Here is a 16,650-nt window from a genome sequence, read left to right as displayed (position 1 = left end):
GGTCTACCGACGTGCATTGGGTGCAGAATTACAACCCGCTTGGAAACATGTTGCTCTCGTTTCTCGCTGCCTGTGTGCCAATCGCCTTTTTCTTTTGGGCTCTGGCGATCAAAAAGATGAAAGGGCACTGGGCAGGTTTGCTGACCGTACTCATTGCGGTGCTGGAAGCTGTCCTTATTTATCGAATGCCCGTGGTCCCGGCTGTTTCGGCGACAATTTATGGGGCATTCCAGGGTTTGTGGCCGATCGGCTGGATCATTGTGACCGCTGTCTTTTTGTACAAACTGACAGTGGCTTCCGGCCATTTTGACCTGATCCGCGATTCCATCGCTTCGGTAACCGAAGACCGCCGGCTGCAGGCTTTACTGATCGCTTTTTCATTCGGCGCTTTTCTGGAAGGAACGGCCGGATTCGGCACACCGGTGGCGATTGCCGGCGGGCTGCTTGCCGGACTCGGTTTCAATCCTTTCTACGCAGCGGGACTGTGTCTGATTGCCAATACAGCACCGGTTGCTTTCGGCGGAGTCGGTATTCCGATTCTGACGGCAGCACAGGTATCCGGAATCGACGTTTCCTCAATCAGCCAGATGGTCGGCCGCCAGGTCCCGTTCCTGTCCGTCTTCGTCCCGTTCTGGCTGGTATTTATCATGGCGGGCTGGAAAAAAACGATTGAGGTGCTTCCGGCGATTCTGGTTTGCGGCATTTCCTTTGCTGCAACCCAATTTTTCACGTCCAATTATCTTGGACCGGAACTGCCCGATATTACGTCGTCGCTTGTGAGTCTTGTTGCCGTGACGCTTTTCCTGAAGGTATGGAAGCCGAAAACGATCTTCCGCTTCAAAGGGGAGGCACCGGTCCTCCCGCCGTCGGGTGGATTCACGGAACAAGCAGCAGCCCTTGAGGGCGGACGAAAACATCCCTTGGGTAAAGTGATTCAGGCATGGTCGCCGTTTCTCGCACTGGTCGTCGTCATCTGCCTGTGGGGCGGATCGGACTGGGTGAAAACGATACTCGGTAAACTGACGGTGCTGATCCCTGTGCCTGGTCTGGACGGCGCTGTATTCAAGGCTGCACCGATTGTCAGCGCGCCGGCGCCGTACGCGGCTATTTACAAATTTGATCTGCTGGCCGCAACCGGAAGTTCGATCATGGTTGCCTGTATCCTCAGCAAGTTTCTGCTCCGGATGACCTGGAAAAGATGGCTGCTGACACTGGGCGAAACGCTGAAATCGTTGATGCTGCCGCTTCTGATGATCGCGTCGGTGCTCGGTTTTGCCTATATTGACAACTATTCGGGAATGAGCGCCACTCTCGGACTGGGGTTGGCATCAACCGGTGCCGCTTTTCCGTTTTTTTCGGCGGTCATTGGCTGGCTCGGCGTGTTCCTCACCGGTTCGGATACGTCCTCCAACGCGCTGTTTTCTAACCTGCAGAAGATCACCGGCCATCAGATCGGTGTCGATCCGACGCTGCTCGTGGCGGCCAATTCATCCGGAGGGGTGGCGGCCAAAATGATCTCGCCGCAGTCAATTGCTGTGGCTGCCGCCGCGACCGGACAGGTAGGGAAAGAAGGCAGTCTGTTCCTGTTCACGATCAAACACAGTCTCTTTTTCCTGGCCATTATCGGGGTGATTACGCTCTTGCAGGCGTATGTCCTGCAATGGATGATTCCCTGATAGACTGATAGACACATTTTCATTTGTGCCCGTATAGTTTGGATGAGGATGGACCATTTCCGGAACTCTCGTAAAAAATTTGCGCGCGATTTTTCTGATTTGCGCGCATTTATGATAAAATGCGCGCATTTCTCAACAAATGCGCGCATTTCTGTAAATCGATAAAAAACCAGCCCACAGGCTGGTTTTTTGGTGCTGTTCCCTTTACAGATTTTTATCATAATCAAAGGTCAGTTTGGACAGGGTAAGGCCCCTGGTCAGCAGACCGAAAAGAAGGTCGAGCGTCCGTTTCTTCATTTCAGCAACCGTCTGGTGGTTCTGTTCGGTCAGGAAATCAGTCAGTTCCTTGCCGCTCAGTTTTGCCGCCTGTTTATCAGCTGCTTCGACGCGGGTACGGAGCGCCTGTTTCGCCGCAGTGATATAGTCCCTGTTTTCCTGGATATAGGCCTCATAATGTCCTTCAACGACCGACGAAAGTGCGCGGTACATCCAGTAAGCGTCATCGAGATTCATCGTATCCGATGTTTTGCTGTAACTCGGGTCGGTGTCGGTGGCATTGCTGTAAAACGGCACGTACGGGCAGAAGGACGGCACGCCGAAGTTCAGCCAGAAGATCGCCGCGTAAGCATCGGGCACATCATTGCGGATCTGCAGAATGTGGGAGTTCTGCGTGCGGTTCATGGCAATCGGCCGGAACAGCAATTTGTCCGTCTCATTACCCTTGCCGAGCGGATCGTATTTCGTCTCATTAAAATGAGAGCTCAGGATAAAGCCGACATCTTCAACCGTAATCTTACGGCTGGTATGGCAGATGAATGGCAGCTCGCCGGACTGCGGATCCTGCTCGATCTCCGGATTGAGGCAGCGCTGGCCGTACCAGACACGCGGTGTATTATAGTGGCGGTCCTTCTCCGTGGAGGTTCCGAAGATGTGGCGGAAATTCCAGCCCTCCGAATCAGGGTTCAGATGATGGCCGGTGACAAATTGCTGAATGCCGTCCGACCACATATAATTTTCAGGATCGTTAAAATCAATCTGCTGAATCGCTACCTGGTTGGCGGCGATGGCATAAGCGTCATCGGGAATCCGTACGGCGACCCAGTGGTGGCCGGTCACAATCTCCATATACCAGACTTCGTTTTTGTCGCTGAACGCGACGCCGTTGCCTTCCGGAGAACCGTACTTGGCGATCAGGCCGCCGAGATATTGCACGCCTTCCCGGGCAGAATCGATGAACGGCAGCACCATGGTCTGCATCGCGTCTTCGGCCAGCCCGTTTTTGACGAGCGGATCATAAGCCAGCGCTTTTTCATTGCCATAAACGCTTTCAGTCGCACTCATCGACACGTTCTTTTCATTGATGCCGGATTCGTCGTAGATTCCGTCTTTCTCAGGATGAATATTCGGCACGGCTGTATGGCGATAGCCGTTCGCCGGGAGCGGCGCGGTAAACCCGTTCAGCGGCGAGGTCAGCGTTTCATGCCGCCCGGTTACCGCCGGGGCCATATAGAAACGATGGGCAGACAAGGGATCCGGCGTGTCATCATTACGCGCCACGAGTGTCGCCCCGTCGATCGATGCTTTTTTGCCGACAAGAACGGTTGTACATGCTTTTTCAGTCACTGTTAAAACTCCCTTAATTTTTTTCACGCATTTATTTTACACCAACCGAGACATTTTTCGCACACCGTTCATAGCAAGGGCAGCCCGTGGTTGCGGACTGCCTGAGCAGAAGTGCTTTCAGGATGAAAAAGTTGCCGGAAGTTTCGCGTACAGTTTTCTTCTCAGAATTTTATGCGAGGCGTTTTCCGGCATCGCTTCGATTAAAAAGATCCGTTTCGGCACTTTATAATGAGCCAGCCGCTGCCGGCACCAGGCGATCAGCGCCGTTTCCGAAAATTTCTCCGGGGCACCGACGCAGACAAAGGCAACGGGAACGTGCCCCCAGTCCGGATCGGCGACGCCGATGACACCGGCACGGACGACATTAGGATCGTCTCTCAGTACGGATTCGACTTCCGCGGGGTATACATTTTCCCCGCCGGAAATAATCAGATCCTTGCGCCGGTCGAGGACAAATAGGAATCCGTCTTCATCCAGATAGCCGATGTCACCGGTATGGAACCAGCCATCTGTGAACGCATCGCGGGTTGCCTCAGCACGGTTCAGATAATGGCTGAACACGGTCGGCCCTTTAACCAGAATTTCCCCGGGTTCTTTGGCTGCTGCCGGATGCGCCCCGGAAACGATCCTTATTTTCAGGGGGAAAAGCGGTTTGCCGGCGGAACCGATCTTCGACGTCATGTATTCCGGAGGGAGTGTAACACACTGTGACGCGGTTTCCGTCAGACCGTATGTCTGGTAGACCGGCACATGCTGCGCCTGGCAGAGACGCAGCAGCTCGCCCGGGATCGGCCCGCCGCCGAGCAGCGCGCAGCGCAGGGAAGCAGGATAAACGTGGCCATTCAGCGCCGCGAACATCCGCTGCAGCATCGAAGCAACCACAGAAATATGCGTCACCGTTCCCTTCAGAATCTGCTCGTTCGCTTTCTCCGGGTCAAAATGCCGGAAAAGGTAAACAGGCATGCCGTAGATCACATTTTTCATCATAATCGACAGGCCGCTGACGTGAAAGAGCGGCACGCTGCACAGCCACTCGTCGTCACGGCGCAGGCCGAGATTGATCAGCGAGGCGTTGGCGTTCCACCAGTGATTGCCATAGGTGAGCACGACGCCCTTAGGACGCCCGGTCGTTCCTGACGTGTAAATGATCGTACACGGATCGTTTAAAAAAATGTCGTCTTTCAGCATGGGTTCGCCGGTCATCGGTTCGGCCATCAGCTCATCAATCCGGAGCACGGTGCAGCCGGCAGATTCACGGACATCACCGGCTTTGCCGGCATCGGCGCTGTCGTCAATCAGAAATTGACTCTGGCTGTCGGTGACCTGATCCGTCAGTTCAGCCGCGGAGAGCCGCACATTCAGCGGCACGCAGACCGCACCTATATAGATCAATGCATGCTGCGCGGCCACCATTTCCAGCGTATTCTCCTGCAGGACAGCAACATGGCTGCCGGCCTGCACACCATGCTGCTCAAGCGCCGCAGCCAGCCGCCGCACGGTCCGGTCGAGTTCCCTGAACGTCAGTTTTCGGTTTTCCGTCTCGTAAGCCACCCGGTCCGGCGTCAGCAGGGCGCGCTGCTTCAGCCAGACGGGCATCGAAAGAGCGGTATTGTCCATATGACTCACGGGAATTTCGGGAATCTGCTGAAGTCCGGATCACGTTTCTCCTTAAAGGCATCGCGCCCTTCTTTTGCCTCATCCGTTGTGTAATAAAGAAGCGTGGCGTCGCCGCCGAGCTGCGCCAGACCGGCGAGGCCGTCAGAGTCAGCGTTAAAGGCACCTTTCAGGAAGCGCAGGGCGGTGGCACTCTTTGTCATCATTTCTTTGCACCATTTGATCGTTTCCGTCTCCAGCTGGTCAAGCGGCACGACAGTGTTGACCAGGCCCATGTCCAGCGCTTCCTGTGCATTGTACTGACGGCACAGGAACCAGATCTCACGGGCTTTCTTCTGGCCGACGACGCGGGCCAGATAGCCGGCGCCGTAGCCGGCATCGAAACTGCCGACTTTCGGGCCGGTCTGACCGAAGCGGGCGTTGTCCGCCGCAATCGTCAGGTCGCAGACCAGTGCGAGAATATTGCCGCCGCCGATCGCGTAGCCGGCAACCATGGCGACAACCGGTTTCGGAATCACACGGATCAGATGCTGCAGATCAAGAACGTTCAGGCGCGGGATATTGTCCTTGCCGACATAACCGCCGTTGCCGCGGACTTTCTGGTCGCCGCCGGAGCAGAAGGCGAGCGGTCCCTGGCCGGTCAGAATAATCGCGCCGATCGAGCTGTCGTCGCGCGCGCGGGTAAATGCATCATACATTTCCATCACCGTGTTCGGAGTGAATGCATTGCGTACCTGCGGACGGTTGATGGTGATTTTCGCAATTCCTTCATAGGTCTCGAAGATGATTTCTTCATAATCCCGGACCTTTTTCCATGCAACAGTCACGATAAAAACGCTTCCTTTTCAATAAATTAGGTGTCACAAATCTGTCAAAAGACAAAAATATTGTACCATATTCGACGCGATCCTTCAGTTTTGCGAGTCCTTAGCGCGCAAACTGCAAACCACTCAAAATCTATGTTAATGATCCGGACCATGAGGAATGGGATGTCCGCTTCTTCGCTCACAGGAGCGGCGTCCGTGCCGACGACAATCAGTATAAATTCGCACGTGAAGCGGCACGCGACTGGTACGACTTGATCGCCGGCATTATCGAGCAGCATAATCATATGGTCAAATAAAAAAGGTTGTTTCATCAGCAGATGATGAAGCAGCTTTTGTCTTTAAACAGCGATAGGCGGAATCTGCAGATGTTCCGGCGGTTCACAGCATCTCAGGAAGCAGCCGGGACAAACTTTCGGTCTTCGTAGTGAAGTTATCGGTCTTCAGAGGGAGAGTTTCGGTCTTGAACTGTTCTCTGATAAAAATTGTTCGCTGCTTTTGTTTCAGTGCCGTCCAAGTTTCATCTGAATGATCTTACAGTTTTCACGGACAGACAGAACGATGGCTTTCCGGACCGAAAGCTGCTTCGGCGGGCGGGAGCTGAGCAGGCCGTACCGAATCGGATAGTTTGCCGCAAGACAGCCCGCCCGGCGAAGATGCCAGGGCGACGTGACGATCAGTGCCGACTTCCAGCCGTTATCCTTCATCATTTGAACGGAATTCGCGATATTTTCATAGGTATTTGCCGACCGCGTTTCGCGGTGGACATGTTCGGCAGCAACGCCGGATGCTTCGGCCAGGCCGGCCATCACATCTGCTTCCGGGTAGGCATTATGCGCGCTGCCTCCGGAACAGATCAGCTCCGCAGCATGCTTTCCCTGGTATGCTTCAAGCGCCGCAGCCATCCGTGACCGCATCGTCGCGGACGGTTTCCCGTCGGCTGTCGCCGGGCAGCCGAGAATGATGATCACGTCATAAAAGGCGCCGATATTTGCTTGTTGGTGGAAGACGCCCGGTGCAAAAGCAATGACGACCGATAGAGCCAGTATCATGCACAGGACGGCTGCAGCCAGCAGCACGATGATCAGCAGCAGGATCATGCCTACAGGTACTCCTTTTCAATTCATCTTCCCGCTCAACGCATTTATCCTTTTCGGAACAGGCCCGGCTGATCTGTCTCCTTTTTTATAGAATCTTAGAACGGCAGCTGCCGCGTCGGTGCCAGAACATGATCCGTTTTGACGTCAATCAGGCCGGCGGGTGTCAGCCGGATAAAGGGGAGGACGCTGACAGTTAGAAACAGCAGGCAGAAATAAGGATCATTGTATGGAAACCCGTCCTTTTGAAGATTTTGGGTAAAAGTTGCGGCTTCCTCAGCCAACTTGTCTATATTTTTTGTGCTCATCATACCGAGCAGGTCAAGAGCGATCTCAGCTTCGGATCCGTCACCAGACTCGGCGGCAATCCCGCGGAAGCCTGCGCTCAGCTTTTTCCATGCTGCGTTCAGCGCAGCCGGGTTTTTCCCGATCAGGACGATGCCTCCGGAGACGCTGTACGTACTGACCAGTGCATTCAGTCTGACAGCGAAACCGCGTATCCGGGTTGACAGATACTCTTTTGACGCCGGGCAGAGATAAATCAGCCGGCATTCATGATCAGACAGCGGGGCTTCCGCGGAAAAGGTATAGGGCCGTGTGATCACATTGTTCACAAGATCGATGCCGATCGTCGTTGTTTCCCGGAGATTCGGCGGGGCGGACGGCAGGGCAAATCGCCGATTCCCTAAATAGTGATTCAGCCGGTCTGAAAAGTCCTCTGGCGGCGGGAAGCTTCGGCCCTGGCGCCGGATCCATTTTCCTGAAAACAGCACATCGGCCGGATGCGGGTCCTGCAGCGAATCCAGCACATTGAGATGCGCCAGCCGGCCCGGGGAGACGGATCCGGCCGCGTCGTCAAAATGATAGTAGAGGGCCGGATTGATCGTCGCCATCCGGTAGGCATCGGTAGTCGAAAAACCATTTTTCATCGCCAGCTGAATCAGATCTGCAGGGGTGGCCTGCAGCAGGAAGGGGAGGGAGGCGCCGTCGCTCGTCAGCATCAGCCGCGAACGGTCGAGATCCGGATATCGGCTCAGTGCCCGGATCAGTTTCGGCAGGTCCGGCCGGATCGACGAATAGCGCAGCGCCGCAACGTAACCGAGATCGAGCCGTTTCAGGACGTCATCGGCACTCATCGATTCGTGATCGGCAGTGATTCCCGCCGCGGCGAACAGATTCAGTGTGTTCGCCGATGAACCGGGCAGATGACCTTCCATCCGTTTTCCGGAGCGGCGCACGGTGCAGAGCTTCGCGTATAGATCCGCCGACCCCGAACGCATCGCCAGCCAGTTGCTGAGTTCGCCGCCCTGAACCACAAGCGGCTGGGCCAGCCAGTCCGCAAGCACGTCATTTTTAACCGGATCATGTTCTTCAAAATAAGCCCACCACAGCCACAGATGCCCCCCGGTCTCATCAAGCTCGCGGATGAAAGTTTTCTGCGCTTCCGGACTCAGGTGCTGAGCAAGCATCCGATTGTCGTTAATTGAAATGGCAGTTCCTTCACGAGTAAAAAATTCTCCCAGGGTGAACGGATTGTACAGCTGAAAAGGATGCGCGTGCGGCTCAATATAACCGGGAACAATCACCTGATCCGGTCTGATGGTGTAAATCATGGTCTGCGCGGAATCAGACGGACGATCCGGTCCCACATAGGCGATCCGGTCGCCGCACAGCCAGATATTTTTTCTGCTGACAGTTCCGGTTGCGACATGGAGAACCTGGGCCTCCGGAATCAGCGCCGTCGGAGCCAGTACGCCGCGGGCGGTATCAATCAGCCGGTCATGCTGCGCCCTTGTCCATTTCCGAATCATCTTTATCAGTCACTTCTCCGTTTACAGAATTCTTTTCATCTTTATTATACAGGAATCTAGTGCCCGGCTGCTTGATTCTGCTTACCCTCGCGTGGAAATGGGAACGAGGAGCACAAACATGGTCATCAGGCAGCTGAACGCCAGAAGCGCAATCAACGAGATCACATATTGGGTCCGGCTTTTCAGAAACCGTTCACCGACCTGCAGCAGAGGCATCATTGTGACGATCTGCACCAGAGCAATCAGGATATTGGCAGCGATGCCGAGGATCGGCTGGAAATCAAAATAGCCGCCGGCACGCTGTATGACCGGATCCAGAAAGATAAACAGCAGGCTGAATGAGGCGACGGTGTTCATAATGATGATATCGAATACAGAGCGGATCATCAGTGTGAAAAATCCGTAAATGACGAGATAGATAAGCACCGACCCGGTCATCGTTTTCGCGTCGTAAATGTATGCCTGATACAGGCACCAGGTATACAAACTTGCCAGAAGCAGATCATAGATCCATGTGACAAGAAATTTATTCATCAGGTGAGCACTCCCTGTAATGAGCTGTTCGACATAACTGCCTGTCATGATTTATTCTATTCAAACGGCGATTCATCGGCCGGGCGTGTTGCCAAAATAATGTAATTTCATCATATCATGTTATTGGAAAAAGTAATTCTGGATCCGCTGAGATTACGGGGCTTAACATTTAATTATTACGGATCGATGCGCTTTTAGCCATTTCGAAGCGAGTGGAAAAATTCGGCGCTGCCAGCCAAATTCAGGCCTTCCGCAATCCCTTTTTACGCTTCATCGTGCCTTTTCGCGCCAATCGTCCGCGTCAGCCCGATTCAGGCACATTCCCCGGGATTGAGTCATATCATTTGCATGACAGACATAAATGGGATAAAAGTAATATTAACCATATAAATAGCTGCAAAATGTAAACGGTTCCATGATTTTGCCGTGCGGATGCGCAATTTGAGGAGTGGGGGGACAAAATGGTGCCGAAAGAAAAACTCACGGAGCAATTACATCGGATTGTTTCTGACCCTGGGAGAATTCTGACTAAAGAAACCGATCTGGTCAGTTATGGCTATGATGCGTCGTTCGGTTTCTATAAACCGGATGTGGTCGTGCAGGTTAAGTCTGAGGAAGAAGTGGCCGCAGTCCTGAAGATCGCGAATAAATTGCGCGTTCCGGTGACGCCGCGCGGACAGGCATCAAGTCTGAGCGGCGGGCCGCTGCCCGTGGACGGCGGCATTGTACTCGATTTTTCACAATGGAAAGAGAAGCTGGTGATCGACAGCGAAGACATGGTTGCCGTGGTGTCGCCCGGCGTGATAACGGCAGATCTCGATCACGAAGCAGAAAAGTACGGACTGCTCTACGCTCCGGATCCGGGCAGCTCGCATTTTTCCACGATCGGCGGGAATCTGGCGGAGAATTCCGGCGGTCCGCGCTGCCTGAAATATGGTGTGACCAAGGACTACGTGATCGGTCTGAGAGTCGTCTCACCTCAGGGAGAGATCATCCGTACCGGAGGACGGACGGTGAAAAATGTCACCGGGTATGATCTGACGAAGCTGATCGTCGGCTCGGAGGGGACGCTTGGCGTGATTACCGAAGCGACGCTGAGGCTGATTCCCCGGCCGCTCGCCTCCCATACCGTAATGCTCATTTTCGATCACTTTGTTGAAGCGGCGAAAACAGTCACCAGGATTCTGACCTCACGAATCCAGCCGGCCAAGATCGAAATGATGGATCAGGCATCAATTCAGGCCGTAGAAGCATTTAAGCCGCAGGGGCTGCCGGTGGATGCTGAAGCGATCCTCCTGGTCGGACTCGACGGGCACCCGGCGGCGGTCGCCGACGATGCAGCGCGGATCAGTGACATTGCCAAAAAAATGCGCGTCCGTTCCGTCAAGGTGGACCATTCCGAAGCAGAAGCCCGTGAACTCTGGATGGCGCGGAAGCTGGTCTCTCCAGCAATCGCCGCAAAGAAGCCGACAAAAATATCCGAAGATGCCACCGTTCCAAGGAGTAAAATTCCTGATTTCTGTCAGAAACTTCAGGATATTAAGAAAGAGTATCAGATCGACCTGGTCGTCTTCGGCCATATCGGTGACGGAAATCTTCACCCGAACATCATCTGTGACAAACGCGATCGTGAAGAGATGAAAAGGGCAGAGCAGGCCGTCGAAGCGATTTTCAAGGCGGCGATCGAACTCGGCGGAACGCTTTCCGGCGAACACGGAATCGGTACGATGAAACGCGCGTATATGCCGTGGGAACTGACGCCGCAGGAACTGGATTTGATGAAGCGGATCAAAATGGCGTGGGATCCGAACAATATTCTGAACCCATCGAAAATTTTTCCAGTGGCCGGACCGAAGCTGGTGCAGTCGCGATGAACGAGGATCCGAGAGAGAAGCTGGACTATGACGCGACCTTCAGCTGTATCCAGTGCGGGAGCTGTCTGCCGGCCTGCCCGACCTACAAGACGATGGGGACCGAAACTCAGTCGCCGCGAGGCCGGATCAATCTTGTGAAAATGGCGGCAGAGGGCAAGATTACGCTTGATGAGCTGAAAGAACCGATTGATCTTTGTCTCGGATGCCGGGCCTGTGAACGCGTCTGCCCGACTCATGTCGCTTATGGCCGGATTCTTGAATCCGCCAAAGTGGCGATCCGCGAGCACGAGCAACTGTCGCCGGTGAAAAAGTTTCAGGAAGATCTCTATTACAATCAGGTTTTTCCGAAGAAAAACGTAATGGGCGCGGGGACCAATCTTCTCTGGTTTTATCAGAAGTCAGGGTTGCGGCGTCTGGCTGAAAAAACCCGTCTGCATCACTTGCTGCCGGAATGCATCTCCACCTTTGAAGAAATTCTTCCTTCCGTAACCAGTCCCGTGCGCCGTCACCGCCGCCCGTCCAGAATCGCGCCGAAGCACACGCCGCGTTTTAAAGTCGGCTTTTTCACGGGCTGTATCATGGACGCACTCTTCGACCGGATTAATGATCTCGGGATGCGCCTGCTCGCGGCCGGGGGCTGCACGGTTGCAGCCGTGGGCGGTCAGACGTGCTGCGGTGCTCTCCATAATCACGGCGGCCGGACGCAGCAGGCAAGGGAACTGGCGAAACAGAACATCAAAGCGTTCGAGACGGAAAGCTTTGATTATGTGGTCAATACGGCGGGGGGCTGCGGGGCGATGCTGCATGAGTATCCGGAATTGTTCGCGGATGATCCGTCATGGAAGGCACGTGCCGAAGCTTTTGCCGCCCGTTCCATCGACATCAGTGAACTTCTGGCCCGGCTTGATCTGCCGCTGCAGAAAGAGATCCGCAGGCGCGTGACCTATCAGCCCTCCTGTCACCTGACGAATGTCCAGAAAGTCGTGGATGAACCCAAGCAGCTGATCCGCAGTGTGCGAGGAATTGACTTCCGGGAACTGGACAATCCCGATTTCTGCTGCGGCTCTGCCGGAATCTATAATGTCGTCCATTTTGACGAATCGATGAAGATCCTTGATGTGAAGATGGCCGATGTGAAGGCGCACGATCCGGAAATCATCGTCACGACCAATCCCGGCTGCCTGCTGCAGATGAAAGCAGGCATTGAGCGCGAAGGTCTCCAGGATCACGTCCGGGCCATTCATCTGATTGAACTGCTCGCCGAAGCCTGCGGGCTGGAAGATGGCGTAAAAAAGTAAGCTTTCCGTGAAAAGTCGCTGCCAGCGAGTCATGTCCGCTGAATCATTAAAAAATGTGCCGCCTTTTGCCGGATATTGGACGATTTGCCGGTTTGCCCGCGCTTCCCGATTCGGTTAAAAATGAGTTATCTTGAAAAAACTCATAACCGGGGAAGTGAAGCGCATGGGCGTTAATTTCAGTTATTGTGATGCACACTGGGCTTACGGATTGTTTCACGATTTTCGCTGCAAGCTGGCCAGGGAAATAGGGATGGACCTGGATAAAATGGACGGCTTTGGCGGCACATTATCATTTGCCGCCTTTGACGACGATATTATTCCGCTTCTGGATCACTCGGACTGTGAAGGCGAATTAACACCGGAAGAATGTGCGCGAGTTGCACCAAGACTTCGGGAACTGATCGCTTCGTGGCCGGCGGAAGATGATGTTCAGGAGGCGTTATCTTTAGCGGAAGGCATGGACTATGCCGCCAAAATGAACGAACCGCTCTATTTTTGCTGAGCCAAACAACAGCGTGGCTGCAGGTATGTGTCGAAACGATAATCTGCAGCCACGCTGTTGTCATTTTTATGAGAAAAAATTGAGGGAGTGCAAGCTTTACTTTTTCAAGTGTATCAGCTCTTCCCGGGTCAGACCGGTCGCCTTGGTCACGATCAAGAGGTCCACACCCATTTCCATCAATCGAACCGCTGTTTCCTTGTTGCCCTCTCTTTTTCCCTCTTCTTTACCACGGTCATAAAATGAATTCGGCCACTTCAGGACTTCTGAATGTTGTTTCCTGGTCGCAGGAGTTTTTGAATTCATAAGATTTTCCTCTGGAGCTCCTTGATTTCTTCCTGATTAAGATCGGTCGCTTTTGAAACTGTGACAACGTCGATTCCCATTTTTAATAATCGAATCGCTGTTTCCTTGTTTCCCTCTCTTTTTCCTTCTTTTTTTCCTTCTTTTTTTCCTTCTTTTTTCCCCTCTCTTTTTCCCTCTTCTTTACCACGGTCATAAAATGAATTCGGCCACTTCAGCACTTCTTCGCGCAATTCTTCAGGCATGTCGTTTGTTTGTTTCATGAATTCTTTCTCCTCCTGATCATTCAGTTTCAGATAGGTTTCAAAAAATCCAAAAGCGATGCTGCCGCGAGCTTCGTCCAGATGCATCCTTGCCAATTGTTTCAGAAAAGAGATACGCAGGGCCACGCGTTCTTCCGGACGGTAATTCATTTTGCACATCAGCGCCGCACTGGCCGGATTGTTCGCGTTCATGAACAATCGCCAATTCATCCGCCGCAGTTCCATTTTAAAGTAGCGGAAAGAGAGCGTTTCAAGAAAGGGGGTTCGGATTCTAAACTGGTCCGGTTCATCCCTAACCCCATCATAACTGAAAATCGCGATCGGCAAAACGGGTTTTCTGAATTTTAAGTAAATCATCGCAAAGTAGGTGAACATTCGTTGCGGGAAATTGTTCTGATGGTAATTCTGAGCTTCCAGATGGATGATCAGCACGCAATCTTTGCCACCATCTTTGTATTTTGCCTCAGCAATGACATCAGCACGTTTCTTATCTCCCTGTATGAGATCAGGGAAAAGTTCTTCAGAAAGAAATCGTTTATTCGTGAGATCTAGTGATTGATACACCTGCGGGAAGAAAGCTTCGAGAAATTCATCAAAAAATACGTTCAGCAGTTCCTTAAAATATCGGTCATGATCCATCATACACAAGTCTCCCGTTGTTTATTAGGGGCTGTACCGGGACGCTCATTTAGGGATACATTAATCATACAGGAAAAGAGAACATATGTCTCTATATTTATTACTGGGACAGGGACAAGTGAATCGCCTTCTTGTTCTTCAGCACGCCCTGCGGATTACCTTCCGGTGTGTATTCGAATGTGTACAGCACCTGCATGACCAGATCGAAATAGCTCTTCATCTCTGCCGGGATGAAGAGATTGTACATCGGGTTGATGAAGACATATTTATCGGCGCTGATAAAGCGTGGTCGCGTATATTCATGGAAATAATTGGAAACAATGGTTCGTGCTATGTCTGTTCCGGTTGTGATCAATGAAGAAAGATAAAGTATTTCTTCATTAACTTTGACCAACAAGTAGAAATAAAATTTCTTATTCACCGATTATAAGCCGCCAGATTGCCGGTGTCCTTGACAAAAGGAAAAGTTATTGGAAAAATATAATTATAGGACAGGGCGAAAAATTTTTCAATCAGAACATTCCGGGATTTTTACCAATGGTTGGATCGTTCATGCTCATTGGGGGAATTGTATCTGAGATTGGGGGTATTATTAGTTGACGAAAGAGGATAGAAATCCGTCTCACCGATATCTGCAACTTGTTCTCAAATCACTTATTTCATTGATCGGTGTCGCCATACTTGCACTTGGTGCGACGTTTTGCCGTGTCGGCAATGTCGGACTTGACCCATTTACGGCACTGAACATCGGCGTATCCGGAAAATTGCACCTGAGTTTAGGCGTGTATCAGCTGCTTGCCAATCTTGTCATTATCCTTTTGGTCATTTTCCTCGACCGGAAGAAAATTGGGATCGGCACAGTTTTTAATATGGTGTTCGCCGGGTTCCTGATTGACTGGTTTTCAACACTCCATTCGACGTTGTTTCATTATCAGCCGTCGCTGCTTACGGCGGTCATCAATGGAATTCTTGGATTGCTTTTATTTACGCTCGGCACTTCGCTTTATATGATGGTCGACCTTGGCGTCGCTCCGTATGACGCTCTGGCACCGATTCTCTCCAGCCGTCTGCACATCAAATATAAATTCTGCCGGATCGCACAGGATCTCCTGTTTATGGTCGCAGCGCTTCTCATGGGCGGGCCGATTGGCCTGGCGACCATCATCATCTCATTTTTTGCCGGCCCGCTGATTACATTCTGGGATCATCACTTCAGCGAAAAGGTAATTCATCAGGTCATCGAATTCGGAAAGGACCCATCTCGAAAAAGGATCGGGCATGGATTCGATGTGGCCGGAAAATCCACTTATAACTTTGTGAAGGGCAGCTATGTCAGTACTGTGGAAATTCAGAAGAAACTGTCCCGGTATTCTGATGAGGAACTGGAACAGAAGCAGAAACAAGTTCGGCGAAATGCGCGTCAGGCTCGCAGCATGTTAAAAAGATCTGTGGCTCAGTTAGGCATGATTAAAAATGAGAAGCAGCGTCGCGATCAGGTGAAAAATCATGACTCAGATGACCAACAGTCAAAGCGAACACGGCCTAATGAAAGGAGTACCAAACATTGAAAGCACTTGTATTAACAGGAAAAAAACAGATGGAAATACAGCATCCGCAAGAGCAGCCCCTGAAACCTGGAGAAGTCCGCGTACGCGTCAGTTATGTCGGTATTTGCGGGACGGACAAGCACTTATATGGCGGGCAGCCTGGATCAGGGGAAGCAAGAATCCCGGTGATCCTCGGACATGAGATCTCCGGAATCGTCGACAGTCTGGGTTCTGAGATCCACAGTGACCTGAAAATCGGCGATCGTGTCGCGATTGATCCGAATATTCCCTGCGGCGTCTGCCGTTTTTGCCGGGAAGGCCGTCCGCAGCTTTGCGAAAATAATCAGGCAGTCGGCGTCACCCGAAACGGTGGGATGGCCGAATATGTCCATGTACCGGAAACAAATGTTTATAAAATCCCGGATGGACTGTCTCTGAAAGCCGCCGCGATGGCTGAACCGGTGAGCTGTGTCGTGCACGGTCTGGACGAACTTGATATCAAGCCGCATGATACCGCACTCGTCATCGGTGACGGATTCATCGGCCAGATTTTTACCTTGCTTCTTGCGCAACAGGGCTTGAAGAAAGTTGCCGTGAGCGGGCACAACCCGAAAAAGATTGCTCTGCTTAAAAAGATTGGTGCCGACGAAGTATTCAATCCCGAGAAAGAAGAACATTCTGAGCGATATGACCTGGTGATCGAATGTGTCGGTCTCCCGAACACACAAGAGCAGGCGCTGACTTTTGCCGCAAGAGGCGGTCAGGTACTCATGTTCGGCGTCTCAAATCCCGATGATACCTTCACCATCAAATCTTATCCAATCTTTTTTAATGAGCTGACTGTCAAAGGGGCATTTATCAATCCGCATGCCATGCAGGACGCCATCCATTTAATGGTCGCCGGGGCGGATGTTGAATCCCTGATCACTCATGAAATGCAGCTTGAAGACATTCCTGATCTGCTCGCCGGACGGATCCCTGAGAAGATCACCAAAGCCGTGGTTCGCGTGAACTGATTTTCAAAATCACCAGTGTCACAAAGGGCACC

The 16,650-nt window shown here is 52.4% G+C and carries 15 protein-coding genes; 6 read left to right on the top strand and 9 right to left on the bottom strand.

The annotated features are described in order from the left end of the window. Positions 1–11 precede the first annotated feature (11 nt). A complete protein-coding gene (locus tag D889_RS0105355) occupies positions 12–1,676 on the top strand; it encodes an L-lactate permease (RefSeq protein WP_010631719.1) in 1,665 nt (554 codons plus the stop codon). 204 nt (positions 1,677–1,880) lie between these two features. Here D889_RS0105355 and D889_RS0105350 read toward each other — a convergent pair whose 3' ends face one another. The 6 genes from D889_RS0105350 to D889_RS0105315 form a co-directional block, all read right to left on the bottom strand. Further along, positions 1,881–3,299, bottom strand: a complete 1,419-nt coding sequence (locus D889_RS0105350) for a C69 family dipeptidase (RefSeq protein ID WP_010631720.1) — start codon at positions 3,297–3,299, stop codon at positions 1,881–1,883. Between the two features lie 117 nt (positions 3,300–3,416). Then, complete coding sequence (locus tag D889_RS0105345) at positions 3,417–4,916, bottom strand: o-succinylbenzoate--CoA ligase (protein ID WP_033403886.1); 1,500 nt, start codon at positions 4,914–4,916, stop codon at positions 3,417–3,419. 5 nt (positions 4,917–4,921) lie between these two features. Then, positions 4,922–5,740 carry a 1,4-dihydroxy-2-naphthoyl-CoA synthase gene (menB, locus tag D889_RS0105340; protein WP_010631722.1) on the bottom strand — a complete coding sequence of 273 codons (819 nt, stop codon included), beginning with the start codon at positions 5,738–5,740 and terminating at the stop codon, positions 4,922–4,924. 500 nt (positions 5,741–6,240) lie between these two features. Continuing rightward, positions 6,241–6,837, bottom strand: coding sequence for a YdcF family protein (locus D889_RS0105325; protein ID WP_010631724.1), 597 nt, complete (start codon positions 6,835–6,837; stop codon positions 6,241–6,243). A gap of 95 nt (positions 6,838–6,932) precedes the next feature. Continuing rightward, on the bottom strand, positions 6,933–8,645 hold the full coding sequence (locus D889_RS0105320) for an adenine deaminase C-terminal domain-containing protein (protein WP_010631725.1): 1,713 nt from the start codon (positions 8,643–8,645) through the stop codon (positions 6,933–6,935). 81 nt (positions 8,646–8,726) lie between these two features. Then, positions 8,727–9,179: a hypothetical protein gene (locus tag D889_RS0105315; protein WP_010631726.1), complete on the bottom strand. Its 453-nt coding sequence runs from the start codon at positions 9,177–9,179 to the stop codon at positions 8,727–8,729. 461 nt (positions 9,180–9,640) lie between these two features. Between D889_RS0105315 and D889_RS0105310 the strand changes: the two genes are divergently transcribed. From D889_RS0105310 to D889_RS0105300, 3 genes are all read left to right on the top strand, one after another. Continuing rightward, positions 9,641–11,053 carry an FAD-binding oxidoreductase gene (locus D889_RS0105310; protein ID WP_010631727.1) on the top strand — a complete coding sequence of 471 codons (1,413 nt, stop codon included), beginning with the start codon at positions 9,641–9,643 and terminating at the stop codon, positions 11,051–11,053. Next, positions 11,050–12,351: a (Fe-S)-binding protein gene (locus D889_RS0105305; RefSeq protein WP_010631728.1), complete on the top strand. Its 1,302-nt coding sequence runs from the start codon at positions 11,050–11,052 to the stop codon at positions 12,349–12,351. Before D889_RS0105310 ends, D889_RS0105305 begins: the two co-directional genes overlap by 4 nt. A 130-nt stretch (positions 12,352–12,481) precedes the next feature. Then, positions 12,482–12,853, top strand: coding sequence for a hypothetical protein (locus tag D889_RS0105300; RefSeq protein ID WP_238537629.1), 372 nt, complete (start codon positions 12,482–12,484; stop codon positions 12,851–12,853). A gap of 96 nt (positions 12,854–12,949) precedes the next feature. Here the strand turns inward: D889_RS0105300 and D889_RS0105295 are convergent, their stop codons facing one another. The 3 genes from D889_RS0105295 to D889_RS0105285 all read right to left on the bottom strand — a co-directional run bounded on the left by D889_RS0105295 (position 12,950) and on the right by D889_RS0105285 (position 14,476). After that, entirely contained in the window at positions 12,950–13,156 is a 207-nt protein-coding gene (locus tag D889_RS0105295; protein ID WP_010631730.1) for a hypothetical protein, read from the bottom strand. Then, a complete protein-coding gene (locus D889_RS0105290; protein WP_248676828.1) occupies positions 13,153–14,055 on the bottom strand; it encodes an RpnC/YadD family protein in 903 nt (300 codons plus the stop codon). Before D889_RS0105290 ends, D889_RS0105295 begins: the two co-directional genes overlap by 4 nt. 100 nt (positions 14,056–14,155) lie before the next feature. Beyond that, entirely contained in the window at positions 14,156–14,476 is a 321-nt protein-coding gene (locus tag D889_RS0105285; RefSeq protein WP_010631732.1) for an NAD(P)H-dependent oxidoreductase, read from the bottom strand. A 175-nt stretch (positions 14,477–14,651) separates the two neighbouring features. Here D889_RS0105285 and D889_RS0105280 point away from each other — a divergent pair, with 175 nt between their 5' ends. Both D889_RS0105280 and D889_RS0105275 read left to right on the top strand, forming a co-directional pair. Further along, on the top strand, positions 14,652–15,623 hold the full coding sequence (locus D889_RS0105280) for a YczE/YyaS/YitT family protein (RefSeq protein WP_010631733.1): 972 nt from the start codon (positions 14,652–14,654) through the stop codon (positions 15,621–15,623). A 29-nt stretch (positions 15,624–15,652) separates the two neighbouring features. Beyond that, the gene (locus D889_RS0105275; protein ID WP_238537632.1) at positions 15,653–16,618 is read left to right on the top strand and encodes a zinc-dependent alcohol dehydrogenase family protein; all 966 of its coding nucleotides are present in this window, start codon (positions 15,653–15,655) and stop codon (positions 16,616–16,618) included. Positions 16,619–16,650 lie beyond the last annotated feature (32 nt).

The sequence above is a fragment of the Sporolactobacillus vineae DSM 21990 = SL153 genome, from assembly GCF_000377985.1.
Classification (GTDB): domain Bacteria; phylum Bacillota; class Bacilli; order Bacillales; family Sporolactobacillaceae; genus Sporolactobacillus; species Sporolactobacillus vineae.
The sequence above is the reverse complement of the archived record's forward strand: the minus strand, read 5'-3'. Positions and strand labels throughout refer to the sequence as shown.

What these genes read in the sequence shown, in the direction of transcription:
- D889_RS0105345 (WP_033403886.1), bottom strand. Translation starts at nt 4,916, where the DNA reads ATGGACAATACCGCTCTTTCGATGCCCGTCTGGCTGAAGCAGCGCGCC.
- D889_RS0105325 (WP_010631724.1), bottom strand. Translation starts at nt 6,837, where the DNA reads ATGATCCTGCTGCTGATCATCGTGCTGCTGGCTGCAGCCGTCCTGTGC.
- D889_RS0105320 (WP_010631725.1), bottom strand. Translation starts at nt 8,645, where the DNA reads ATGATTCGGAAATGGACAAGGGCGCAGCATGACCGGCTGATTGATACC.
- D889_RS0105315 (WP_010631726.1), bottom strand. Translation starts at nt 9,179, where the DNA reads ATGAATAAATTTCTTGTCACATGGATCTATGATCTGCTTCTGGCAAGT.
- D889_RS0105310 (WP_010631727.1), top strand. Translation starts at nt 9,641, where the DNA reads ATGGTGCCGAAAGAAAAACTCACGGAGCAATTACATCGGATTGTTTCT.
- D889_RS0105305 (WP_010631728.1), top strand. Translation starts at nt 11,050, where the DNA reads ATGAACGAGGATCCGAGAGAGAAGCTGGACTATGACGCGACCTTCAGC.
- D889_RS0105295 (WP_010631730.1), bottom strand. Translation starts at nt 13,156, where the DNA reads ATGAATTCAAAAACTCCTGCGACCAGGAAACAACATTCAGAAGTCCTG.
- D889_RS0105290 (WP_248676828.1), bottom strand. Translation starts at nt 14,055, where the DNA reads ATGGATCATGACCGATATTTTAAGGAACTGCTGAACGTATTTTTTGAT.
- D889_RS0105275 (WP_238537632.1), top strand. Translation starts at nt 15,653, where the DNA reads ATGGAAATACAGCATCCGCAAGAGCAGCCCCTGAAACCTGGAGAAGTC.